The organism is Serratia sp. MMO-28 (assembly GCF_037199905.1).
In the GTDB taxonomy this organism is placed as follows: Bacteria; Pseudomonadota; Gammaproteobacteria; order Enterobacterales; family Enterobacteriaceae; genus Chania; species Chania oryzae.
On sequence record NZ_JBBCVB010000030.1, the window covers coordinates 15322 to 39204 of the forward strand.

Annotated in this window: 19 protein-coding genes and 1 pseudogene; 13 read left to right on the top strand and 7 right to left on the bottom strand. The window is 53.1% G+C overall.

Annotated features, from left to right (window positions below; all coding sequences use genetic code 11):
- Window positions 1–82 precede the first annotated feature (82 nt).
- The 4 genes from aroQ to acuI all read right to left on the bottom strand — a co-directional run bounded on the left by aroQ (window position 83) and on the right by acuI (window position 3580).
- Window positions 83–577: a type II 3-dehydroquinate dehydratase gene (gene aroQ / locus WG891_RS21830; RefSeq protein ID WP_076941762.1), complete on the bottom strand. Its 495-nt coding sequence runs from the start codon at window positions 575–577 to the stop codon at window positions 83–85.
- 286 nt (window positions 578–863) lie between these two features.
- Entirely contained in the window at window positions 864–1463 is a 600-nt protein-coding gene (gene msrQ, locus WG891_RS21835; RefSeq protein ID WP_076941763.1) for a protein-methionine-sulfoxide reductase heme-binding subunit MsrQ, read from the bottom strand.
- Window positions 1464–2465, bottom strand: a complete 1002-nt coding sequence (msrP, locus tag WG891_RS21840; protein ID WP_156294062.1) for a protein-methionine-sulfoxide reductase catalytic subunit MsrP — start codon at window positions 2463–2465, stop codon at window positions 1464–1466.
- A gap of 137 nt (window positions 2466–2602) precedes the next feature.
- Window positions 2603–3580, bottom strand: a complete 978-nt coding sequence (acuI, locus tag WG891_RS21845) for an acrylyl-CoA reductase (NADPH) (RefSeq protein ID WP_337264480.1) — start codon at window positions 3578–3580, stop codon at window positions 2603–2605.
- 296 nt (window positions 3581–3876) lie between these two features.
- Here acuI and csrD point away from each other — a divergent pair, with 296 nt between their 5' ends.
- The 13 genes and pseudogenes from csrD to WG891_RS21905 all read left to right on the top strand — a co-directional run bounded on the left by csrD (window position 3877) and on the right by WG891_RS21905 (window position 19152).
- Window positions 3877–5808, top strand: a complete 1932-nt coding sequence (gene csrD / locus WG891_RS21850) for an RNase E specificity factor CsrD (protein ID WP_337264479.1) — start codon at window positions 3877–3879, stop codon at window positions 5806–5808.
- Between the two features lie 320 nt (window positions 5809–6128).
- Window positions 6129–7172, top strand: coding sequence for a rod shape-determining protein MreB (gene mreB / locus WG891_RS21855; protein WP_021180765.1), 1044 nt, complete (start codon window positions 6129–6131; stop codon window positions 7170–7172).
- 94 nt (window positions 7173–7266) lie between these two features.
- Window positions 7267–8280, top strand: coding sequence for a rod shape-determining protein MreC (gene mreC / locus WG891_RS21860; RefSeq protein WP_337264478.1), 1014 nt, complete (start codon window positions 7267–7269; stop codon window positions 8278–8280).
- Window positions 8277–8765, top strand: a complete 489-nt coding sequence (gene mreD / locus WG891_RS21865) for a rod shape-determining protein MreD (protein ID WP_337264477.1) — start codon at window positions 8277–8279, stop codon at window positions 8763–8765. The genes mreC and mreD overlap by 4 nt, the downstream gene beginning before the upstream one ends.
- A gap of 55 nt (window positions 8766–8820) precedes the next feature.
- Window positions 8821–9408, top strand: coding sequence for a Maf family protein (locus WG891_RS21870; RefSeq protein ID WP_337264476.1), 588 nt, complete (start codon window positions 8821–8823; stop codon window positions 9406–9408).
- 54 nt (window positions 9409–9462) lie between these two features.
- Window positions 9463–10932, top strand: a complete 1470-nt coding sequence (gene rng / locus WG891_RS21875; protein WP_076941770.1) for a ribonuclease G — start codon at window positions 9463–9465, stop codon at window positions 10930–10932.
- Window positions 10933–10976: 44 nt separating this feature from the next.
- The gene (gene yhdP, locus WG891_RS21880; protein ID WP_337264475.1) at window positions 10977–14789 is read left to right on the top strand and encodes an AsmA2 domain-containing protein YhdP; all 3813 of its coding nucleotides are present in this window, start codon (window positions 10977–10979) and stop codon (window positions 14787–14789) included.
- On the top strand, window positions 14786–15646 hold the full coding sequence (nit1, locus tag WG891_RS21885; protein WP_337264474.1) for a deaminated glutathione amidase: 861 nt from the start codon (window positions 14786–14788) through the stop codon (window positions 15644–15646). Before yhdP ends, nit1 begins: the two co-directional genes overlap by 4 nt.
- A 7-nt stretch (window positions 15647–15653) precedes the next feature.
- Window positions 15654–17099, top strand: a complete 1446-nt coding sequence (gene tldD, locus WG891_RS21890) for a metalloprotease TldD (protein WP_337264473.1) — start codon at window positions 15654–15656, stop codon at window positions 17097–17099.
- 356 nt (window positions 17100–17455) lie between these two features.
- Window positions 17456–17539 (top strand): annotated as a pseudogene (locus WG891_RS27105) (ShlA/HecA/FhaA protein); the annotation flags it as partial.
- A 56-nt stretch (window positions 17540–17595) separates the two neighbouring features.
- The gene (locus WG891_RS21895; RefSeq protein WP_337264472.1) at window positions 17596–17988 is read left to right on the top strand and encodes a contact-dependent growth inhibition system immunity protein; all 393 of its coding nucleotides are present in this window, start codon (window positions 17596–17598) and stop codon (window positions 17986–17988) included.
- 118 nt (window positions 17989–18106) lie between these two features.
- Window positions 18107–18355, top strand: a complete 249-nt coding sequence (locus WG891_RS21900) for a hypothetical protein (RefSeq protein ID WP_337264471.1) — start codon at window positions 18107–18109, stop codon at window positions 18353–18355.
- A 419-nt stretch (window positions 18356–18774) separates the two neighbouring features.
- Complete coding sequence (locus WG891_RS21905) at window positions 18775–19152, top strand: barstar family protein (RefSeq protein WP_337264490.1); 378 nt, start codon at window positions 18775–18777, stop codon at window positions 19150–19152.
- 158 nt (window positions 19153–19310) lie between these two features.
- Here WG891_RS21905 and WG891_RS21910 read toward each other — a convergent pair whose 3' ends face one another.
- From WG891_RS21910 to WG891_RS21920, 3 genes are all read right to left on the bottom strand, one after another.
- On the bottom strand, window positions 19311–20999 hold the full coding sequence (locus tag WG891_RS21910; RefSeq protein ID WP_337264470.1) for a glycoside hydrolase family 28 protein: 1689 nt from the start codon (window positions 20997–20999) through the stop codon (window positions 19311–19313).
- A gap of 557 nt (window positions 21000–21556) precedes the next feature.
- Window positions 21557–22900 (bottom strand): APC family permease, encoded by a 1344-nt coding sequence (locus WG891_RS21915; RefSeq protein WP_337264469.1) that lies wholly within the window; start codon window positions 22898–22900, stop codon window positions 21557–21559.
- A gap of 12 nt (window positions 22901–22912) precedes the next feature.
- Window positions 22913–23815, bottom strand: a complete 903-nt coding sequence (locus WG891_RS21920) for an acetamidase/formamidase family protein (RefSeq protein WP_156294068.1) — start codon at window positions 23813–23815, stop codon at window positions 22913–22915.
- Window positions 23816–23883 lie beyond the last annotated feature (68 nt).

Here is a 23883-nt window from a genome sequence, read left to right on the forward strand (position 1 = left end):
ATACCCGTCATACTTCAAGTTGCAGGTGCGTTGACTTTCCTCGCTCACACCAGTCACTTGACTTCCGTAAGCTCCTGAGGATTCACTGCGTCGTCGCCTTCCTGCAACTCGAACTATTTAGGGTACAGTTGGATTTTGACAAACGGCGAACCGCTGCCTGTAAAGCAAATGTGTAGCCATCCGCGCCGAGACCGCAAATCACGCCTACCGCAATGTCAGAGAGGTAAGAGTGATGGCGGAAAGGTTCGCGGGCATGCACGTTGGACAGGTGGATCTCGATAAACGGGATCTGCACCGCCAACAGCGCATCACGCAGCGCCACGCTGGTATGCGTGAACGCGGCAGGGTTAATCAGAATGAAATCTGTATTACCGCGTGCCTGATGAATGCGATCGATTAGCGCATATTCGGCATTGGATTGCAGATGGCTCAGGGTAATATTCAGCGCCAGCGCCTGGTTTTCCAACCCGTTAACAATCTCGGGTAACGTCGTGCTGCCGTACTTCTCCGGCTCACGCGTCCCCAGCAGATTCAGGTTGGGGCCGTTCAAAAGCAAAATGTGAAACTTATCCGCCATTGTGCTGCTATCTCCGGCAATAAAACCATCATTGAAGAAAATAACCCGATGTCACCGATTTGTCACCTGCTAGGTGATGATTTCATGCCGTCAGCAGGTGCAAGGGCGGGCATTATAACGATATCGTAGCAATTCGCAGCTAAATACTGGTCTTATCAGCGAAGATATTCAACCCTGAATTGACAAACAGATAACCCCATTATCGGATTATGAGGGATAGAACACAGAAAAGTTCCGTACTGCAAATGGTGATTTTCGCTGCAGGTTGAACCCGTTGCAGGCGGGTTTAGCGCCACCAACGGCGGAATTTCCTGTAACGCAGGACCAGTAACAACAGTGCCAGCGCGGCATAAATAAAGGGCTGCGGTGAAAAGGTTTTTACTGACCACAGATAGTGAATGGGCGCTACAATAGCGACCAGATAGACGAAGTTATGCAACTTTTGCCATTTTGAACCCAACTTGCGCTGTGCCCAAAGCGTTGAGGTGGCGGCCAACGCTAACAGCAACAGCCAACTGACGATACCGAGTGTCAGGTATGGACGGGTGATCAGCTCACGTCCCAACAGGTTGATATTGCTGAGCCCCAGTTCAAGCGTCGAATAGCTGATCAGATGTAGCGTGGCCCAGGCAAAACACCACAAGCCCAGCATACGGCGGCAGCGGATCAGCATGGGTTGGCGTGCATAATGGGCGAGAGGCGTGACGCACAGGGTGGCCAGCAGCAATTTCAGCGCCATTCTGCCGGTAAAATGCTGGATATCTTTGGCCGGATCGGCGCTGAACCAGCCTTGATCGACCGCCAGAATCAGCCACAGGAACGGTAGAAACGCCGCTAAAGTGATAACCACCTTCAGCCAGCGGACATGCGTTGGGGTGAGCCGCACTCAGAAGTTCTCCCGTAAATCCAGGCCGCGGTACAGCGAGGCCACCTGATCGGCATAGCCATTGAACAGCAGCGTCGGCTGGCGCTGAACGTCCAAAATGCCGCCAGAACCGATGAAACGTTCGGTGGCCTGTGACCAGCGCGGATGATCGACATGCGGGTTCACATTGGCGTAAAAGCCGTATTCATTGGGGGCGGAAAGATTCCAGGTGGTCGGCGGCTGTTCACGGGTCAGGCTGATTTTCACGATCGATTTGATGCCTTTGAAACCGTATTTCCAAGGAGCGATTAGCCGCAGAGGGGCGCCGTTTTGCGGTGGTAATGCTTTGCCATACACGCCGACGGTGAGCAGGGCCAACGGATGCATGGCTTCATCGAGCCGCAATCCTTCCACATAAGGGTATTTCAGCCCGCCACCGATAAAGCGGTCTTTTTGGCCGGGCATCTGCTCAGGGTCATACAGGGTTTGGAATGCCACATAGCGTGCGCTGCTGGTGGGTTCCACCAGTTTCAGCAGTTTGCCCAGCTCAAAACCGATCCAGGGCACCACCATCGACCAGGCCTCCACGCAGCGCATGCGATAAATACGCTCTTCGAGTGGGAAACGCTTGATCAGATCGTCGATATCCAGCGTCATCGGCTTGCCGACCTCACCGTCGATCTGCACCTTCCAGTCTGCGGTTTTCAGATCGCCGGCGTTAGCGGCAGGATCGGCTTTATCCAGGCCAAATTCATAGAAGTTATTGTAGCCAGAGACTTTCTCCTCCGGCGTCAACGCCAGGTTGGCCTGCCAGATCTCCGGTTTGCTGAACTCCAGCGCTTTGCCCGCTGGGGCCTTGGGCCGATCGTTGCCTTTGAACCAGGACAGTAAATCGGCTTGCGCAGGGGTGGGTAAAGCCAGGGAGGCGGCGGTGATCCCTAATGCTTGGAGCACTTTGCGCCGCTGATAGAACACGCTCTCCGGCGTGACATCGGCTTCGGTGAGTTTTCGTAGCTTGTCCATTATTTGTTCTCCGCAGGTGACGGCCTAAGCATGGCGTGAAAGTGAACGTAATGCGAGAGATAGAGCGTAAAAAACAATGGCAAGTGGCGCGGGGAGATTGCCCTTCTCCAGGCGGAGAGGGCATTTTCCCGCTATTTTCAGCGTATTTTCACCAGCGTACGGCCGGTGATCTGGTTGTTCATCAGCGCGGCGGCAGCGGCAGGCACCTCTTCGAGCAGGATCTCCTGCGTTGCTTGCTGATAGAAACTTTCTGGCAGGATGCTGGCCAGGCGCTCCCAGACGGCTTGGCGGCGTGGGAAGGGGGTATGTACTGAGTCGATCCCTTGCAGGCGCACGTTGCGCAGAATGAATGGCATTACCGTGGTGGGAAGTTGATAGCCACCCGCCAGGCCGCAGGCGGCAACGGTACCGTTGTAATTCATCTGGGCCAGAACGCGGGCCAGCAATTTGTCGCCCACGGTATCGATCGCCCCAGCCCAAAGCTGTTTTTCCAACGGGCGCGGAGTTTCGACATAGTCGCTGCGTGGCAGTACCTCTTTAGCCCCGAGCGATTTCAGATAGCCGGTATTGTTATCGCGGCCGCTGATCGCCGTCACGCTGTAACCCAGTGTGGCGAGCAGGGCGATCGCCGTACTGCCCACGCCGCCGCTGGCACCGGTGACCAGAATGTCGCCATCAGCCGGTTTGACCCCACCTTCTTCCAGCGCCATCACGCATAACATGGCGGTAAAGCCTGCGGTACCGAGGATCATCGCTTTACGCTCATCCAGCCCAGTCGGCAGTGGGACCAGCCAGTCACCGGAGACACGGGCCTGTTCGGCTAAGCCACCCCAATGGTTTTCCCCGACGCCCCAGCCGGTGAGCACCACGCTTTGGCCCGCTTTAAAACGCGAGTCTCGGCTGCTGTAGACGCGGCCCGCAAAGTCGATTCCGGGTACCATAGGGAAGCTGCGAATAATCTTTCCTTTGCCGGTGATCGCCAGCGCATCCTTATAATTAAGGCTGGACCAGTTGACATCGACCGTCACATCGCCGTCTGGCAGCCGACCGCTGCCGATATCTTTTACCTGGGCCAGGATTTGATCGTCTTGCTGTTCCAATAACAGTGCTCGCATGTCACTCTTCCCCTTGATTTCATATTGGATATGAATGTTTGAATCGGTTTGCTTTGACTATTATGCATAATAGAAATGCGTGTTCTGATAAATGACAAAAAAATAGCGCTTAATAGTTTTCTTCGTTGTCTATGCTTGATAGGTTGGTAGCGATAACCTGATGCTGGGTAAGGAAAAAAACACTTTCTTAATTTTTTTGAAATCAGGGTACGGTGTTGTACTTATTTGAGCAGGAACGGGGCCTTTATATATCAAAAGGTGATCTTTCATTTAACCATTGCGGACAAGGCACGGGAATGAGATTTACCACGAAACTCTCTGCACTAATCACCTTGCTCGTTGCGCTGGCAATGTTCTTGATGCTGATGGGGTGCTCGTACAGCTTTTTTTATGTCACCCAGGAACGGTTAGAGAACCGTTTCGAGGCGTTGGCAACCTCTCTCGATCAGGCGATGTTGCATGAGGCTCCTCAGGCGCTGGATCACTGGTTACCGCTGGTGATGCGGCCACTTGGCATTGTTGCCATCAGCGTGGATACCGAGAAAAGTACCCAGTTTTCCTACCGCTTGCCGACGGTAAAATTGCCGTGGGAGTCGCTCAATGGTTATCGGCATACTTCGCAGGTGATGATGCATCATCCTGGAGCCGTGCTGAATATCACCTATCTTGATCCTTTCGCCAGCGATGTACGAACGTTGCAGTCAACGGCGGCGGTAACCCTGTCGATCATTACCATGGTGGTGATCCTGTTGTTTAGTTTGCGTTGGCTACGTGAGCAGGCCGATGGTGAAGATCGCCTCGATCGGCGTGCCAGGCGGATCCTCAATGGTGAACGTGAAGAGGTGCTCAAGGGGGATGTGCGTGAGTCCCCAGCCAGCGTCAGCGGTGCAATCGATCGTCTGCTGGCGGATCTGGCCGAAGCGCGTGAAGAGCGTAACCGTGTCGATACCCTGATCCGCGCTTTTGCTGCCCAGGATGCGAAAACGGGCCTCAATAACCGGTTGTTTTTTGATAATCAACTGACGACGCAGTTGGAAGAGGGGGGATCACACGGCATTGTCATGATGGTGCGCCTGCCCGATTTCGACACGCTGCGTGAAATTCACGGTAATGCAGCGGTAGAGGAACTGATGTATTCGCTGGTGAACCTGCTCTCTACTTTTGTTATGCGCTACCCAGCCGCGTTGCTGGCCCGTTATTTTCACAGCGATTTTACCGTCTTGCTGCCACACCGCACCCTCAAAGAGGCTGACGGTATTGCTGCGCAACTGGTTAACGCCATTGATGCCTTACCTTCAACAACGCTTATCGATCGCGAGGCATTCCTGCATATTGGTATCGTTGCCTATCGTAGTGGGCAGAACACCGAGCAGATTATTGATAACGCCGAGCAGGCCACCCGTAATGCTACCCTGCAGGGGGAAAATGGTTGGTATGTCTATGACAGTGATGTGCCGGAGAAAGGGCGTGGCAATGTTAAATGGCGTACCTTGCTTGAACAGGTATTGGCACGCGGTGGGCCACGTCTTTACCTGCAGCCGGTGGTCACGGTGGAAGGCGAAGTGCATCACCGCAAGGTGATGAGCCGGATCCATGACGGGACGCAGGAGCTGTTGCCTGCAGAATATCTCCCCCTGATCAAGCAGTTCGGGCTGGCAGAAAGCTATGATCGCCAGCATATGAGTCGGATAATTCCGTTATTAACGCTTTGGCCTGAAGAGACGCTGGCGTTTCCCCTGTGTGTGGATTCATTATTACAACGCAGTTTCCAGCGCTGGGCGCGTGATATCCTGCTACAGTGTGAAAAAAGTTGCCGCAGGCGAATTCTGATTGAACTTGCTGAGGCTGAAGTGTGTCAACATATTGATCGGCTGCGTCCGGTGTTACGATTATTCTCAGGCTTGGGTTGCCGTTTGGTGGTTTCTCAGGCCGGGTTAACCGTAGTGAGTACTTCTTATATCAAGTCATTGCCGGTGGAGATCGTCAAGCTTCACCCGGGGTTGGTGAGGAGTATCGATCGGCGTGACGAGAACCAGCTGTTTGTTCAGAGCCTGGCCGGTGCGTGTGAGGGGACCCATACGCAGGTTTTTGCCGTGGGTGTGCGCACGCGCAATGAGTGGCAGACGCTGAAAGAGCGCGGGATTCTTGGTGGTCAGGGCGATTTTTTTGCGTCGCCAGAGCCGTTCGACGTCAGTCGTAAAAAATATTCGCGTCGTTATCGTGTTTAACCTGATGACCGGGCAAAAATTGACGTAGAATGGCCCGTCTTTTCCTGTGGGCGTCAGTAGGTGCTTACCATCGATGATAACCAGGAAAAATGTTAAATTTTATGAGCTGCGTTACGCTGTTGAGTGCGTTGATTGGTGGAGAACTGAGCCTTTGTTGAGGGATTTCAGGCCCCATTCGCTTTCCGTACGTTTGATCGGCAATAACGCAGACTATTTTTCACCGAAGCAGAACATTTTTGCGCCTTGTCGCTGCTTCGTGTGGTTGGTAAAGTAGGCGGATTTTATTTTCCGCCCCCAGCTTGCAGGATTATCCTTTCGTTATGTTTAAGAAATTTCGTGGCATGTTTTCCAATGACTTGTCCATCGACTTGGGCACCGCCAATACCCTGATTTATGTTAAAGGACAAGGCATTGTACTGAATGAACCGTCGGTGGTTGCCATTCGCCAGGATCGTGCCGGTTCACCCAAGAGCGTTGCGGCCGTGGGTCATGACGCCAAACAGATGCTGGGGCGTACGCCTGGCAATATCGCAGCGATTCGTCCGATGAAAGACGGCGTAATTGCCGACTTTTTCGTGACTGAGAAAATGTTGCAGCATTTCATCAAGCAGGTTCACAGCAACAGCTTTATGCGGCCGAGCCCGCGTGTGCTGGTTTGTGTTCCCGTTGGTGCTACTCAGGTTGAACGCCGTGCGATCCGTGAGTCCGCTCAGGGCGCAGGTGCGCGCGAAGTATTCCTGATCGAAGAACCTATGGCTGCGGCTATCGGTGCGGGCCTGCCTGTCTCGGAAGCGACCGGTTCGATGGTGGTCGATATCGGTGGTGGTACTACCGAAGTGGCAGTGATCTCCCTGAACGGCGTGGTGTATTCCTCTTCCGTACGCATTGGCGGCGATCGCTTTGATGAAGCCATCATTAATTATGTGCGCCGTAACTACGGTTCCCTGATCGGTGAAGCAACAGCAGAACGTATCAAACACGGTATCGGTTCGGCCTATCCGGATGACGAAGTGCGCGAAATTGAAGTGCGTGGTCGTAACCTGGCCGAAGGTGTGCCGCGTGGCTTCACCATGAACTCGAATGAAATCCTTGAAGCCTTGCAGGAGCCGCTGACCGGTATCGTTAGCGCGGTCATGGTGGCGCTGGAACAGTGTCCGCCGGAACTGGCTTCCGACATCTCCGAGCGTGGGATGGTGCTGACCGGTGGTGGTGCGCTGTTGCGTAACCTGGATCGCCTGCTGATGGAAGAAACCGGTATTCCGGTGGTGGTGGCAGAAGATCCGCTGACCTGCGTAGCTCGCGGTGGTGGCAAGGCGTTGGAAATGATCGACATGCATGGCGGCGATTTGTTCAGCGAAGAATAGTCAGCCCCAGATCGGTGGGATTGTATCGGATGACGGTAGTCGCATGGCATCAGGTGCGATCCCCCTTTCTGTTGTCGAGGAACTCGCATAATTTATGAAGCCGATTTTTAGCAGGGGGCCTTCCCTGCAACTACGACTTTTTTTGGCGGTGATCGCGGCCATTGCCCTGATCGTTGCCGACAGCCGGCTCGGTACGTTCGTTAAAATACGAAACTACATGGATACCGCCGTCAGCCCTTTTTATTTTTTGGCCAATGGGCCGCGTAAAGTTTTGGACAGCGTTTCGGAAACGCTGGCTACCCGCCAACAGCTTGAGCTGGAAAACCGTGCTCTGCGGCAGGAACTGCTGCTGAAAAACAGCGATATTCTTCTTCTTGGCCAATTCAAGCAGGAAAATGCCCGCTTGCGGGAACTGTTGGGCTCGCCGCTGCGCCAGGATGAACACAAGATGGTCACGCAGGTGATGTCAACAGGTTCCGATCCTTACAGCGATCAGGTGGTGATCGACAAGGGTTCGGATAACGGCGTGTATGAAGGCCAACCGGTGATCAGTGATAAAGGCGTGGTGGGGCAAGTGGTCGCCGTGGCTAAAATGACCAGCCGCGTGCTGTTGATTTGCGATGCCTCACATGCGCTGCCGATCCAGGTGCTGCGAAATGACATCCGGGTGATTGCCGCAGGCAGCGGTTGCACCGACGATCTGCAACTGGAGCACCTGCCGGGCAATACCGATATTCGCGTCGGCGATGTGCTGGTGACATCGGGCCTGGGGGGCCGCTTCCCGGAAGGCTATCCGGTTGCGGTGGTTTCCTCGGTGAAAGTGGATAACCAGCGTGCTTATACGGTGATTCAGGCACGCCCCACGGCGGGCCTGCAACGCTTGCGTTATTTGCTGCTGCTGTGGGGGGCCGATCGTAACGGCACCATGCCGCTGCCGCCAGACGAGGTGCACCGCGTCGCTAACGAACGCCTGATGCAGATGATGCCGCAGGTTCTGCCGCCGGCTGATGCCATGGGGCCGCCAGCTCCATTGTCGGCCCCAGCCACCGTTAATAGCGTGCCACCGGCCCCCGCGGGGGCGACTGCGGGCTCTGGAGCAACCAGATGAACCGATACCGCAGCAACGGACGCTGGATAATCTGGCTGTCATTTCTTGTGGCGCTGGTGCTGCAAATCATGCCGTGGCCGGAACAGATCTACATGTTCCGGCCGTCCTGGCTGCTGCTGATCCTGACTTACTGGGTGATGGCATTACCGCATCGGGTTAACGTCGGTACCGGCTTTGTGCTGGGGCTGATTATGGATCTGATCCTGGGCTCTACCCTCGGTGTGCGTGCGTTAGCCATGGGGATCATTGCCTATCTGGTGGCGTTTAAATTCCAACTGTTCCGCAATATGGCACTGTGGCAACAGGCGCTGATCGTGGTCTTGCTGTCGCTGGCGATGGATGTGGTGGTTTTCTGGGCTGAGTTTTTAGTGATTAATGTCTCTTTCCGCCCTGAGGTATTCTGGAGTAGTGTGGTAAACGGTGTGCTCTGGCCATGGTTATTCCTGCTGATGCGCAAAATCCGCCGCCAGTTTGCCGTACAATAACTAGGATATCCCCAATGAATTTCAAGTCGCAGCTTGAAAGATGAGAGATATATCAATGAGTTCACTTTATCTTGCATCCGGTTCCCCACGGCGACATGAATTGCTGACCCTGTTAGGCGTTCCGTTTGACATTCTTCTGACGCATACCGAAGAGCAACGTCGGGACGGTGAGGAAGCGGAAAACTATGTCTGCCGTCTGGCGCAGGAAAAAGCCATGGCAGGCGTCGCGTTGGCACCGCAGGACAGGCCGGTTCTGGGGGCAGATACCATTGTGGTGCTGAATGGTCAGGTATTAGAAAAGCCGCGCGATCAAGCAGATGCTGCACAGATGCTGGCGGCTTTATCCGGTAAGCGGCATCAGGTGATGACCGCCGTGGCGATCGCCGATCGGCATGATGTTTTGCACCAGTTGGTGGTGACTGACGTCATGTTCCGCAACCTGTCGCCACAGGATATTCACGACTATATTGCAACAGGCGAACCGATGGATAAAGCGGGCGCCTATGGAATTCAAGGAAAGGGTGGTTGTTTCGTCAGAACGATAACCGGGAGTTATCATGCGGTGATGGGATTGCCGCTGGTCGAAACACATGAGCTGCTCAGTCATTTTGTCGCATTACGAGATGTAAGAACCGGCCAATAGATTTGTCTGCAAGCGGCAGCGGCAGGCATTATTGACCGGATCTGAGGAGAGAACATGACAGCTGAGCTACTGGTTAATATCACACCGTCCGAAACGCGGGTTGCTTATATCGACGGTGGTATTCTGCAAGAGATCCACATTGAGCGCGAAGCCAAGCGCGGCATCGTTGGCAATATCTATAAAGGGCGCGTCAGCCGGGTGCTACCGGGGATGCAGGCCGCTTTTGTTGATATCGGCCTGGATAAGGCGGCCTTCTTGCACGCTTCTGATATCATGCCGCACACCGAATGTGTTGCGGGTGATGAGCAGAAAAACTTCCACGTGCGTGATATTGCCGAACTGGTGCGCCAGGGGCAGGATCTGATGGTCCAGGTGGTGAAAGATCCACTGGGCACCAAAGGCGCGCGTCTCACCACCGATATCACCCTGCCATCGCGCTATCTGGTCTTTATGCCAGGTGCTGCCCACGTGGGCGTTTCCCAACGTATTGAAAGTGAAGCTGAACGTGAGCGTCTGAAACGCGCCGTGGTGGGCTATTGCGACGATCTGGGGGGGTTCATCATCCGCACCGCGGCAGAAGGGATTGGTGAAGAGGAACTGGCACAGGATGCCGCCTTCCTCAAACGCTTGTGGACCAAGGTGATGGAGCGCAAAAAACGCAACCAGACCAAATACAAGCTGTATGGCGAGTTGGCACTGGCACATCGTATTCTGCGCGATTTCGCCGGTGCTGCGCTGGATCGTATCCGGGTTGATTCCCGCCTGACGCATGACCAACTGGTGGAATTCACCAGTGAATATATTCCCGATATCACCAACAAGCTGGAGTTGTACACGGGCAGCCAGCCGATTTTCGATCTGTACGATGTAGAAAACGAGATCCAGCGCGCGCTGGAGCGCAAAGTCGAACTGAAATCCGGCGGCTACCTGATTATCGATCAAACCGAGGCCATGACTACCGTCGACATTAACACCGGCGCTTTTGTTGGCCACCGTAATCTCGATGAAACCATCTTCAACACCAATATTGAGGCAACGCAGGCCATTGCCCGCCAACTGCGGCTGCGCAATCTGGGCGGTATCATCATTATTGATTTCATTGATATGAATAATGAAGATCACCGCCGCCGGGTATTGCATTCGCTGGAACAGGCGCTGAGCAAAGATCGTGTAAAAACCACGATCAACGGCTTTTCTCAGCTAGGATTAGTTGAAATGACGCGTAAACGCACGCGTGAAAGTATTGAACATGTGCTGTGTAACGACTGTCCTACCTGTAATGGCCGCGGAACGGTGAAAACGGTGGAAACCGTCTGTTATGAGATCATGCGTGAAATTGTGCGTGTACATCATGCTTACGACTCCGATCGTTTCCTGGTTTATGCCTCAGCGGCGGTGGGGGAAGCATTGAAAGGCGAAGAGTCGCATGCCCTGGCTGAAGTGGAGATCTTCGTCGGCAAGCAAGTCAAAGTGCAGATTGAACCCTTGTACAGTCAGGAACAGTTTGACGTCGTGATGATGTAAAATAGTAGAACCCGTTGCCTGGCAGCGGATGCAAGGAGAAATGCGTGAGGCGACTGCCCGGGATCCTGTTAGCAACAGGCGCCATTTTGATTGTTGTTGTGGCGTTGCTGATCAGCGGGTTGCGTCTGATCCTGCCTGAACTGAACAACTATCGCCCTCAATTGCTGGAGAAAGCGCAGGCGATCTCCGGCGTTCCCGTTGAGGCCGATTTTGTTCAGGGGAGTTGGGAAACCTTTGGGCCAACGCTGGAAATCCGCAATATCCGCCTCGCGCTGCCGAAAAGCCATATGCAGATCGAGCGGGTCAGCCTGGCACTGGATGTTTGGCAATCGCTGTTGCATTGGCGCTGGCAATTCCGCGATCTGACCTTTTATCAGCTGCAGCTCGATCTTAACACCACGCTCGGCGGCGATGGCAGTGATGGTAATACCCTCCCTCCCGGCCGGATCAGCGATCTGTTCCTTTATCAGTTGGATCATTTCGATCTGCGCAATAGCCGTATCTCTTTCCTCACGCCTTCCGGGCCGCGTGCCGAATTCCATATTCCACAGCTTACCTGGCTGAACAGCCATAATCGCCACCGTGCCGAGGGGCAAATCAGCCTGTCGAGCCTGAATGGGCAGCATGGTGTAGTGCAGTTGCGCCTGGATCTGCGCGATGAGCAGGGGCTGCTGAATACCGGTACGGTCTACATGCAGGCCGATGATATCGACATGAAGCCGTGGTTCAACCGCTGGTTGAAGACCAATACCGGCCTGGAAAGTGCTGATTTCAGCCTTGCCGCCTGGCTGCAGATCAAAAACGGGGAAATCTATGGCGGTAACGCCTTGCTTAAACAAGGGGTTGCCCTGTGGTCGGCAAGCAATATGCCCCATCGGCTGGATGTGGACAATCTGGCGCTGGCGTTAAAGCGCCAAGGCAATGGCTGGCAGGTTAACGTGCCGCAGTTGAATCTGAAAACGGATGGTCAGGCCTGGCCGCCGGGTAGCCTGGCAGCGCTGTGGCTGCCGGAAAATAACCAGTTTATTGGGCCAGATCAGAATGAAGAACTGCGGATTCGGGCGACAGGCCTGCAGCTTGAACGGCTGGGAGCGCTGCTGCCGACTTTCTCCTTCCTCAGCCCAGACGTGTTGGATCGTTGGAAAGACCTGCAGCCACAGGGCAATCTGCGCGCGCTGGCGCTAGATATACCGCTGAAACAACCGGAGAAAAGCCGTTTTCAGGCGCTCTGGCAGGATCTGAGCTGGCAGCACTGGGAGCTGTTGCCGGGCGTGAATCACTTCTCGGGGGCTTTAACGGGCGGTGTACAGCATGGTCGTCTGACGCTGGGGCTGCGCGACAGCACCCTCCCTTACGGCGATATGTTCCGCGCCCCCTTGGAAATCAGCCGTGCGCAGGGGGCATTGACCTGGCGGAACAGCGATAAAGGCTGGGAACTGGCGGGTAGAGATTTGGATGTGAAAGCCAAATCCTTGTGGGTGAACGGCGATTTCCGCTACCAGCAACCGGCCAATGGGGCGCCCTGGCTGGACATTCTTGCCGGTATCCGCCTTTATGATGCTGCCGATGCCTGGCGTTATTTCCCGGAACCGCTGATGGGGAAACATCTGGTGGATTACCTTAGTGGTGCCATTCAGGGGGGCCAAGTAGACAATGCTTCAATGATTTATGCCGGTAACCCGCATCAGTTCCCGTACAAGCAAAATGACGGCCAGTTCCAGGTTTATGTGCCGCTGCGCCACGCCACTTTCGCTTTCCAGCCGGAATGGCCAGCCTTGAAGGATTTGGCGATCGACCTCGATTTCGTCAACGACGGCCTGTGGATGAATGCGCCGCAGACCCGCTTGGGCAATGTAACGGGCAGGAATGTCACTGCCGTGATCCCGGATTATCTGAAGGAAAAGCTGTTCGTTGACGCGGATATCGCCGGTGCCGGGCAGGATGTGCATGAGTATTTCAATCAGACGCCGCTGGATCACTCGGTAGGTGCGGCATTGGACGAACTGCAGGTGGTGGGGAACGTCAGTGGGCGCTTACACCTAGATATCCCACTGAACGGTGAGCTGGTCACGGCCCTGGGTGAAGTGACGTTGCACAATAACTCTTTGCTGGTGAAACCATTGGCCAGCCGCTTGGAGAATGTGAGCGGTAAATTCCGCTTCAATAACGGCAATCTGGATAGCGATACCCTGGCGGCCAGTTGGTTTGGTCAACCGCTGGCCATTAACTTCACCACGCAGGAAGCGCCGCAGGATTATCAGGTCAATGTGGCGCTGAAAGGCGACTGGCAACCGGGTAAACTCGAAGGCGTGCCGCCAGAGGTGGCAAAATCCCTCAAGGGTAGCGCAGCGTGGCAAAGCGAGGTCGCCATCCATCTGCCGCAAAAGGGCGAACCCAGCTATGAAGTGGGAGTAAACGCCGATCTAAAAAAAGTGAGCAGTAACTTACCTGCGCCGCTGGATAAACCGGCGGGAGCCGCGTTACCAATCAGTGTGAAAGCGAAAGGTGGCCTGTACGGTTTCACCCTCAGCGGCAGTGCGGGCAAGCAGAACCACTTTAACAGCGAATGGCTGTTGGCCGATCGGCAGGTATCGCTGGCACGCGCTGCGTGGCAAACCGGCAGCAGTGCTATCCCTGATTTACCTAAAGACCCAGCGCTGATGCTGAACCTGCCGCCGCTAGACGGTGAACAATGGTTGGCGTTGTTGGCACCGGCGCTTAAACCGGGCAGTGACGCCGGTAAGCCAGGTAATTTCAGTTTCCCAACGCAGGTGACACTCAAGACGCCGCAGCTTCTGTTGGGTGGGCAGGCGTGGCACAACCTCCAGCTTGCGGTAGAGAAACAGCTTGGGGGTATGCATACCATCACTGCCAAGGCTAATGAGATTGATGGCAGCTTGAAAATGCCGGATCACGGCCCGTGGCAACTGGGTATTAGCTTTCTTTATTACAATCCGCAGTTCTCTGACGATAAGAGTACCCCAGGCAGCGCCAATCCGCTGGCGGCTGACAAGATATCGTTCCACGACTGGCCTTCGGTCATGTTGCGCTGTGAGTCATGCTGGCTGTTAGGGCAGAGTTTAGGCAAAGTCGAAGCCGATATTAAAAATGACGGTGACTCCCTGGTTCTGACCCACGGTTTGGTGGATACCGGCCAGGGGCGCATGACGGCGACAGGCCTGTGGAAACAGAATAGCCATGAAGAGCGCAGCGCGCTGAAAGGCAGGCTGCTGGGCAGCAAGATCGATCAGACCGCCAGTTTCTTCGGCGTGACTATCCCGCTGAAAGATGCTCCCTATACGATAGATTTTGATCTGTTCTGGCATGGCCAGCCGTGGAAACCACAGATCAATACGCTGAATGGCACCATGAAGATTGATCTGGGTAAAGGCGAGATTGACAACGTCGGCGGTGGCCGAGCCGGCCAGTTGTTGCGGCTGGTGAGTTTTGATGCTCTGCTGCGTAAATTGCAGTTCGATTTCAGGGATACTTTTGGTAATGGTTTCTACTTTGATTCCATACGCGGCACCATCTGGTCGAAAGATGGCATAATGCACACAGACAATTTATTCATTGATGGATTGGCGGCCGATATCGCCATGAGGGGCCAGATTGATCTGGTGCGTCGCCAGATTGATATGCAGGCGGTGGTTGCGCCTGAGCTTTCGGCCACGGTGGGCGTTGCGACGGCGTTTGTGATTAACCCGATTGTCGGTGCGGCGGTGTTTGCCGCCAGCAAAGTGCTGGGGCCATTGTGGAGCAAGATCTCGTTTATCCGCTATGACATCAGCGGTAGCCTGGATCAGCCAAGCATCAATGAGGTGTTGCGTAAGCCAAAAGAGGAGAAGGCGCCATGAAAAATGCTAACGTTGCGTTGTTACAACTGTGTAGTGGTGATCAGGTGCGAGATAACCTGGCCCAGATTGAGCAGCAAATCAAGCAGCTCAATACCGGGGTGAAACTGGTCATGACGCCGGAAAATGCCTTGTTGTTTGCCAACGCGGCCGCCTATCGGGAACATGCAGAACAGCAGGGAGACGGGCCGCTGCAACAGGCGGTGCGTGAAATGGCTCGCCGCTACGGCGTGTGGCTGCTGATTGGTTCCATGCCGCTGGTCAGCCGCGAAGATCCGCAGCGCATTACCACCAGCAGCCTGCTCTTTGACGATCAGGGTGAAATTCGTGCCCGTTATGACAAAATGCATATGTTTGATGTCGATATCAACGATATGCATGCACATTATCGCGAATCGGATACCTATCAGCATGGCCAGCAACTGACGGTGGTAGATACCCCCGTTGGCCGGTTGGGGATGACGATCTGCTACGATTTACGTTTCCCGGGTTTATATCAGGCGCTGCGGGCGCAAGGTGCGGAACTGATTTCGGTGCCAGCGGCATTTACCCGCCTCACCGGCGAGGCTCACTGGGAAATACTGCTGCGTGCGCGGGCGATCGAGAACCAATGCGTGATCCTGGCACCGGCGCAGGTTGGCCGCCATGGCGCCACTCGCCGCACCTGGGGCCATTCTATCGCGGTTGACGGTTGGGGCACTGTGCTGGCAGAAAACGCCGACAGGGTCTCTGCATTGAAGGTGCGCGTGGATATTGGCGCGTTGAAAACCATTCGTACTCAGATGCCGGTGATGCAGCACAACAGATTCCAACCGTCGCTGATTGCGCCGGTTGAACCCTCCTCCTCACATCAAGAGTGAAAAAACTATGAGCCTGACGTTTGTCAGTGAGCAATTACTCGCTGTAAATAAGCTGAGTCACCAAGACCTGTTCTCTGTATTAGGTCAACTGGCCGAACGCCGCCTCGACTATGCCGATCTCTATTTCCAGTCCAGCTACCATGAGAGCTGGGTGATTGAGGACGGGATTATCAAAGATGGTTCTTACCATATCGACCAAGGTGTCGGCGTGCGTGCCGTCAGCGGTGAAAAAACCGGTTTTGCCTATGCCGATCAGATCACCCTCAATGCCCTGAACCAGAGTGCCCACGCGGCGCGCAGCATTGTGCGCGAAACCGGCAACGGCAAGGTTCATACCTTGGGTGAAATCAGCCATCGGGCGTTGTATCCGTTGCTCGATCCGCTGCAAAGTTTGCCGCGTGAAGAAAAAATCGCTCTGCTGCACCGGGTGGATAAAGTGGCGCGCGCCGCAGATAAGCGGGTACAGGAAGTGACGGCCAGCATCACCGGTGTGTATGAACAGATACTGGTCGCGGCCACCGATGGCACGCTGGCGGCGGACGTTCGCCCGCTGGTGCGTTTTTCCGTCAGCGTGCTGGTGGAGGAAGACGGCAAGCGTGAGCGTGGTGCCAGCGGTGGCGGTGGCCGGTTCGGCTATGACTATTTCCTGGAAATGGTTGATGGTGAAGTGCGTGCCGATGCGTTCGCCAAAGAGGCGGTGCGCATGGCGCTGATCAATCTTTCCGCCATTGCCGCCCCTGCAGGCACCATGCCGGTGGTATTGGGCGCCGGTTGGCCAGGGGTGTTGCTGCACGAAGCGGTCGGCCATGGGCTGGAAGGCGACTTCAACCGCCGTGGTACCTCCGTGTTCAGCGGCCAGATGGGCCAACGGGTGGCTTCCGAACTCTGCACCGTGGTGGATGATGGCACCCTTCAGGGCCGCCGCGGCTCGTTGGCGATTGACGATGAAGGCGTTCCTGGCCAGTACAACGTACTGATCGAAAACGGCATCCTGAAAGGCTATATGCAGGATAAGCTCAATGCGCGCCTGATGGGGGTTGCACCTACCGGCAACGGCCGCCGTGAGTCTTATGCTCATCTGCCGATGCCGCGCATGACCAACACTTATATGCTGGCGGGCCAATCAACGCCGGAAGATATCATTGCCAGCGTGGAATATGGCCTGTATGCGCCGAATTTTGGCGGCGGCCAGGTGGATATCACCTCCGGCAAGTTCGTGTTCTCCACTTCCGAAGCCTATCTGATCGAAAATGGCCGTATCACCAAGCCGGTGAAAGGCGCAACGCTGATCGGTTCCGGTATTGAAGCGATGCAGCAGATCTCCATGGTGGGTAACGATCTGGCGTTAGATAAAGGCGTTGGCGTGTGCGGTAAGGAAGGGCAAAGCCTGCCAGTCGGCGTTGGTCAGCCAACGCTGAAGCTGGATTCTTTGACCGTTGGCGGCACGGCGTAATGCCACGTAAATGATGGGATGTCTTGTCTGCATCCATGGGGGCGTAAGCCCCTTTTTTGTGCGAAATTAAAAATTTTGTATAGGTGTAATTTGCTATCGTTATTATTAACCTAAAATTAAATAAAATTTTTAAGCCATTTAGAAGATATTTGTGCTTTATTATGATGGAGAATAACGCGCTGAGTGCGACTGATGAGAAAGAAGTCAGGATGCGAAGTGGTCATCGCCATATTTGGACGGTGAGAAGAAGGCGCAGGCAGAGAAGCTCATTAATGACCTGAATGAGAAGGACAAGGCATTCGACGCAGCGTTAGACTCAGCCTGATGGAAGTGGGGAAAACTGGAGCCATATCAAATAGATGAAAAATACCCTTAATGGTTTAAAGAATCATACAAACACGCTAAAAAATATTAATAATCCGGAAGCTCAGGTAGCTTAAGGAGGAGCAACAGAGGCGGTTAAGAGAATAGAGTCGGCGATCAAAGGATGCGACATATGACAACATTTAGGGATCTATTAATAGCGGAAGGCATTAATTATGAGCCTAATACTAGGTCATCTCTTGATGAGTGGTTTAGCAGTATCGTAGATGTACCGCTTGGTAAGTTGGATGTTGGGGATATTGCTCGAGCCATAAGGCAGGGTCTGTTTTTAGTTCATATATTGCCAAGAGCAGAATCGATCTTACGAGGAGATCCTTTAGCTGGAGAAGATTACGGTGGGCAATTAATATCATCAATCGCATCTTTAAGTCTCAAGGAAGCAAAAGGCGTTCTATCTTCTCTAAAAAGAATAAGTTATATTTTAAACCAAGTAGATAAAACTACTCTTGATGAGCAGTTACTGTTAGACATAAAGAAAATAGATAATTTATCTTCTTATGAGTAATATAACTACCGGCCAGCTGGCCGAGGAGCTTACTGCTAAGTCATAAATCCTCTGTCATTTCGCCTCTGCAACCGGAGCACTTCGGGCTCGGTGGCACCATATCTTGCGGATCATGGTTATGAAACGAATTTGGTCGATTTTAATGCACAGCGAAAATGAGATTTATGTATGTCAAATCGGTGGGTCTGAGCAGTCAGATCCTCTCTGGGGAGATGATGAAAAGAATATGACTTTTAATATATATGATTGTTGTGGCGTTGAATTTGGATATGAGGATGCAACGTTAACAGGGATAAAAGGATATAGAGAGAAGTGGCTTACTAGTGGTGTTAAATGGAATAGCAAAAAATCTAAACCAGAGGATTGATCGCTAAATGAACAGTTAAAAAATGCCCCCAAAGAGTATCTTTAAGTATTAGATGGAATGTCCCTGCCAACTGACTTGGAACGTTGTTCTAGCCAGCAACCCTTGATGAGCAATTGTGTTGGCCGGTTTGGCACGCCATTTTTTAGAGCTATAGATTTAAAACTCAAACTTAACCGAATTCCATATGACCACACAAAAAACATGTCTATATATTCAAGGTTTATCTGATTGTAAAAAAGCTAAGTCAGTTTTACTTATAAAACCTACGTGATAATATATGGAATGTTTTCATCTAATACCAACTATATCAGAACAGATAATTAATTAATTAATTAATGAATTCATTCTGGAGTAAAGTGTTAAAGCTTATTGTACGAATAATAATTATAATATGTTAATAAAAATAAGGAGATGATGTGATGAATCAATTTAAATTTGCAGATAATTCTGTATGTTATGATGGTAGTGAGGTGTTTGTAGCCAGAGTAGATCCTACTATTAATAACAGTGATGAATTGTTAAAGTCTCTTTATTACTTGCTTTGGCTTCCTGGATATTTTTCTTTTGATTGGAATTCTCTCTATGATTGTTTGCGTGATTTTAGTTGGATTGGGGAAGGTAAAATAATGATTGTGCATGAGTCATTGCCGAGTATTCCTGATATTGACTTGCGTATATATTTAGAAGTGTTAAAAGATTCCGTCTTGGATTGGGTGAATGATGAGAAACATCAATTAGAAGTTGTTTTCCATGAAAAAGATAAAAAAGCAATCGAGAAATTATTATCATCTTATTAACCAGATAAAAGCTCCATGCATCGTGGCGGGAGTTTTGCTTTTATTCCTTAAAAACATCAAGTTCTCGCCGCTGTAATCGGAGCATTTTTTCTCAAGGTACTAACATTCTAGGCGCAGCCTCTCTGCGCCTAAGGGAGCATTGCTCTATTTTCTAACGATTAAACCATCGCCGTACTCTGATCCGAACTATTAACGGTGACGTCAATCAGCGTTGGGGCTTGCAGGCCCGCCAACTCTGGTTCTGGTGCCGATAGCTGCGGTGTGCCCGCTTTTCCAGATTGCACGCCCAGGTTGTAAACCACTGCGGCAACGCCTGCGGGATCGCGCGCCGTGGTGCCGAAGCTGGAATGGCGCACATTGATATCTTTAATAATGCAGTTCTCTCCTGGCGCACTGCTTGCCGCGGCCAAGTCGGGGGCATAGATATTGATAAATATCGGTGCGTTGGAAGGCCCACATTGGAAGTCGCTGACAAAGATATCGCGCATCTCATAGTTGCGCGTTCCTCCGCTATTCTGCTGAGGGCTGGCGTAACCGTTATAGTTGCCGTCCAGCAGGAGCGCACCATAGAGGTTATTGGCGGTTGACGTCCCTGCGGGTACGTTGATATTACGCATGTAGATATTGCGGATATAGCCGCCAATCCCACTGTTACTTTTCAAGCGTAGGGCAGCATATAAATTGGTACTGCTCATGGTGATATTCTGCGCATAAACGTTATAGACGCCGCCAGAAATTTCACTGCCTAAGGTTACGCCGCCATGCCCTTCGGCCATTTTACAGTTCTGGATCACGATGTTGTAAGAGGGGCGTGGGCCGCCGGTGCCGTCAGGAGAGAAGTTGAAGCCATCTCCGCCGCGGCCAGACTTGATGGCAATGCAGTCGTCACCGGTGTTAAAGGTACAGCCGTCGATCAGCACGCCTGAGCAACATACGGGATCGCAACCGTCGTTGTTGGTGCCAAGGCTTTCAACGGTCACACCACGCACCGTCACATCGGTGCACAGTACCGGAGCCACGATCCACATCGGCGATCGGGTAAAGGTGACGCCCTCGATCAGAACCGCCTCGCATCCCCAGAATCCAACAAAGTTTGGCCGCAAAAAGCTCATCTTGCCGGTATTGGCATTGGGACCGAATGCCGGTGTATAGCCCAATACCCGCTCGCTCCAAGGCAGGTAGCTTTGCTCGTCAGCGCTGTTTTTCAATGCGTCACTTTCGGCTGCCTGATTACCGGAAATAATTGGGTTGGCGCTGCTGGGATCGTTGCCATAGGTAGTAGAACCTTTCCATGGCCACCACGCTGTTTTACTAGCCTGCCCGTCAAATGTCCCTAATCCGGTGACCGCAATATTGTTAGCCTGGTAGGCATACAAAAAAGGTGAGTAGTTATAGCAGGGATTGGCCTCGAAGTGTGTCAGCACGGTGGGATAGAACGCTGGGTCGGTACCAAACAGCACAACAGTATCGGTACTCTCAAGGTACAGGTTAACGTTGGAAAGCAGTGTGATCGGGCCATTCACCAACCAGGTCCCGGACGGTACGACGACGCGGCCGCCACCGGCATCATGACAGGCCTGAATGGCGGCGGTAAAAGCACTTAAGCAATCATCATTGCCCCCAGACTGTGCACCGTAATGGGTGATTGAAAAGTCCTGTGTGGGGAAAACGGGCAGGCGAATATCCTTAATAATCTTTTGTACGGCGGCATTATCCCAATAAGGATCGGCAGGGACAGGGGGCTTATTATCTTTGCCGTGCGTGATAGACGTACCGCTCCAATCATTACAGGCTGAAAGTATAAACGGTGATAATACGGTGGATAATACAAAGGTCCTACGTTTCATGAAAACTCCCTTTGATAGAAAAGATATATCCTTCATGGATTTCAAGATACAGCAACACGTTGAAATAATTACGGTCAATGTATCTATACCCTTCATACTTCAAGTTGCTTGGGTGTTGGCTGCGTTACTCGGCCCATATTGGGCCTCGCCCCTTCGGGGCCGCTGCAAGCAGCGTTCAAATCTGCTTAGCAGATTTGTCACTCACCCTAGTCACTTACTTGAGTAAGCTCCTAGGGATTATGAGCCTCTTCGAGGCTCACCCTACGGGCCAGCGCAAGCGCTGTTCAAATCGGTCAAAGACCGATTTGTCATTCAGTTGCCGCCTACAAGCAACTCGAATTATTTTGGGTATATAACGCTAATTACTTGTGACATAATTAGACGTATTCTCAGCCCTGGTAATGCTAAAGAAATATATCAAATGGATTAATCATCTGCCGTTATTATTTTATTGTTGTTACTTTATTATTTTGACGAGCAAACTTAATGGTTAAAAATAATGACCTTCAGCGTGATAAATGTGCCCTGACATTCACCAGGGCACATAATGCTATTTCTTAGCCTTCTAATTCCAGTACGGGTTTACGCTTCAGAATAACGCGTAACACAAAATAGTACACAATACCCACTGCCAGCCAACTCAGGCCGAGGACTTTGGCTTCAATATCCATTTCGTACAGCACGAAGCCGATAATCGCCAGGCCAACCAGCGGGAAAAGCAGGTGCTTCACCCAGGCGGTGGATTTCTGGCGGATGATGTAGTGGTTAATCACCGACAGGTGCAGGATCAAAAAGCCCATCAGTGCGCCGAAGTTCACCAGGCGGCTTAGGTTGTCGATGCTGCCGTTGAAGTACAGCCCCGAACCGAGGGAGATCACCGCCACCAGCAGGGTGCTGACGTAAGGGGTTTTGAAACGGGGATGCACCTTCGCCAGGATTTTCGGCAACTGGCGATCGCGCCCCATGGCAAACAGAATGCGCGAAATCGCCGCCTGGGCTACCAAGGCGTTGGCGATCCCCCAAGAGAGCGCGGTGGCCCAGATGGTGGCCTGCTTCAGCCAGGCACCACCGGCCAGGTTGGCGGTGTCGTAAAACGCGGTATCCAGGTTATTGAAGTTGTGGCCGGCGGCTAGATCGGCGGCGATCCAGGTTTGCAGAATAAACAGCGATCCTACTAGCAGCAAAGCAAACAGCGAGGCTTTACCCACCGCATCGGCGCCGCCTTTGCTCTCTTCAGAGAGCGTCGAAATACCGTCAAAGCCCAGGAATGACAGCACGGCGATCGACACAGCCCCCATTACCAGCGGCAGGCTGAATTTTTCGGCGTTGTAGAGCGGATTGAGCGTCAAGCCGCCCGAACCTTCACCGCTGTATAGAGCAATCAGCCCCATCACCACGAAAATGGTGAGGATCACGATCTCTGCCACCAGAATGTAGCGGTTGGCTTTGGCGGTAAACTGGATGCCGATCAGGTTGATTACGCTGTTAATGGCGATAAACGTCACGATCCACACCCAGGCAGGCACGCCCGGCAGAATCGGGCCAAGGGCTGCGGCGCTGACGATATACAGCAGCGAAGGCACCAGAATGTAATCCAGCAGGATCAGCCAACCGGCGAAGAAGCCGACGGTTTCATGGATGCCGCGCTGTGCATAGGCATACACCGAGCCGGAAACCGGGAATGCACGCGACATCGACCAGTAGCTCATGGCGGTGAAAAACATTGCCACCATACCGATCAGGTAAGCCAAGGCGACCATGCCTTGCGAACCTTCCCAGACGTAGCCGAAAACGCCAAACGGCGCGATCGGCACCATGAAGATCATGCCGTAAATCACCAGATCTTTTAGCGTAAGGGTGCGATGCAGCTCCTGCTTATAGCCAAATTGTTCAACAGACATTGCTTTGGCTCCTTAATCCAGCTGAATATTTAACTGCGCGGCAACGCTGCGTGGCAGGGCAAAGCGGCAGGTTTTCAGCGGATCAACCACCTGGCAGATCTGCAGATCGCCGGTGATGCTCATCAGATTGATGGCGTCGGCCAATGTGACTGTGCTGTTATTGGCAACAAAATGCGCCATATTGCGGGTCGCCAGTTGGGCAGCCTCATCAAGCGTCTTGGCGGAAGCCAGCGTGTACAGCGCTTCTTTGGTGCTCATCATCGGCGTAGGCAGCGGGCGGTTTTTCACCACGGTCAGATTGACCACCACTTCACCGGGGATCTCCAAGCCGCATACCGAAACTTCGCCATCGCCCATGGCGGCATGCAGATCGCCGAGCGCAAACAGCGCGCCTTCCACGTTGACCGGTAGCCACAGCGTGCAGCCTTCGGTGATGATCTTGCAGTCCATGTTGCCGCCGTGTGCATCCGGTGTGCCACATGGCACGGCTTCACCGGCGGGTGCCACGCCAATCACGCCAATCATCGGTTTGAGCGGCCAACGCACGCCGCCTGGCAGCAGGGCAAAACCCTCTTCCAGCGGCACGGTGCGGATCTGCGGCTGTTGCAGTTCATCGCCAATCACGCCCAAGCCCGGTGCTGTGACCATCACCGCTTGGTGGCTGCGCGGAGTGATACGTTTGATCTCTACCCGCAGTACGTCGCCTGGCTGTGCGTCCTGCACATAGACCGGCCCGGTAGCCGGGTTGATGCGGTTCCAATCCAATTCGGTAAACGCGGCGTGTTCAGAAGCGATCTGATCTTCGAAACAGTCACAGGTTTCAAAGCAGACGTCGCTGCCGCTGGCAATTTTTGCCACAGGGGAGTTATCACGCGACATGGCATAAACCACGTGCGTGCGGGGGATTCTTTCCATGGTGATTCCTGTAAAGTTGTCCTGAGTTTTTCTTATGAGGGGTGAATTTCAATCTGCCAGAAACAGCA

Bases quoted from the DNA above. Each gene is read 5' to 3' on its own strand.
- aroQ (WP_076941762.1), bottom strand. From the start codon at position 577: ATGGCGGATAAGTTTCACATTTTGCTTTTGAACGGCCCCAACCTGAAT.
- msrP (WP_156294062.1), bottom strand. From the start codon at position 2,465: ATGGACAAGCTACGAAAACTCACCGAAGCCGATGTCACGCCGGAGAGC.
- acuI (WP_337264480.1), bottom strand. From the start codon at position 3,580: ATGCGAGCACTGTTATTGGAACAGCAAGACGATCAAATCCTGGCCCAG.
- csrD (WP_337264479.1), top strand. From the start codon at position 3,877: ATGAGATTTACCACGAAACTCTCTGCACTAATCACCTTGCTCGTTGCG.
- mreB (WP_021180765.1), top strand. From the start codon at position 6,129: ATGTTTAAGAAATTTCGTGGCATGTTTTCCAATGACTTGTCCATCGAC.
- mreC (WP_337264478.1), top strand. From the start codon at position 7,267: ATGAAGCCGATTTTTAGCAGGGGGCCTTCCCTGCAACTACGACTTTTT.
- mreD (WP_337264477.1), top strand. From the start codon at position 8,277: ATGAACCGATACCGCAGCAACGGACGCTGGATAATCTGGCTGTCATTT.
- WG891_RS21870 (WP_337264476.1), top strand. From the start codon at position 8,821: ATGAGTTCACTTTATCTTGCATCCGGTTCCCCACGGCGACATGAATTG.
- rng (WP_076941770.1), top strand. From the start codon at position 9,463: ATGACAGCTGAGCTACTGGTTAATATCACACCGTCCGAAACGCGGGTT.
- nit1 (WP_337264474.1), top strand. From the start codon at position 14,786: ATGAAAAATGCTAACGTTGCGTTGTTACAACTGTGTAGTGGTGATCAG.
- tldD (WP_337264473.1), top strand. From the start codon at position 15,654: ATGAGCCTGACGTTTGTCAGTGAGCAATTACTCGCTGTAAATAAGCTG.
- WG891_RS21895 (WP_337264472.1), top strand. From the start codon at position 17,596: ATGACAACATTTAGGGATCTATTAATAGCGGAAGGCATTAATTATGAG.
- WG891_RS21900 (WP_337264471.1), top strand. From the start codon at position 18,107: ATGAAACGAATTTGGTCGATTTTAATGCACAGCGAAAATGAGATTTAT.
- WG891_RS21905 (WP_337264490.1), top strand. From the start codon at position 18,775: ATGAATCAATTTAAATTTGCAGATAATTCTGTATGTTATGATGGTAGT.
- WG891_RS21910 (WP_337264470.1), bottom strand. From the start codon at position 20,999: ATGAAACGTAGGACCTTTGTATTATCCACCGTATTATCACCGTTTATA.
- WG891_RS21915 (WP_337264469.1), bottom strand. From the start codon at position 22,900: ATGTCTGTTGAACAATTTGGCTATAAGCAGGAGCTGCATCGCACCCTT.
- WG891_RS21920 (WP_156294068.1), bottom strand. From the start codon at position 23,815: ATGGAAAGAATCCCCCGCACGCACGTGGTTTATGCCATGTCGCGTGAT.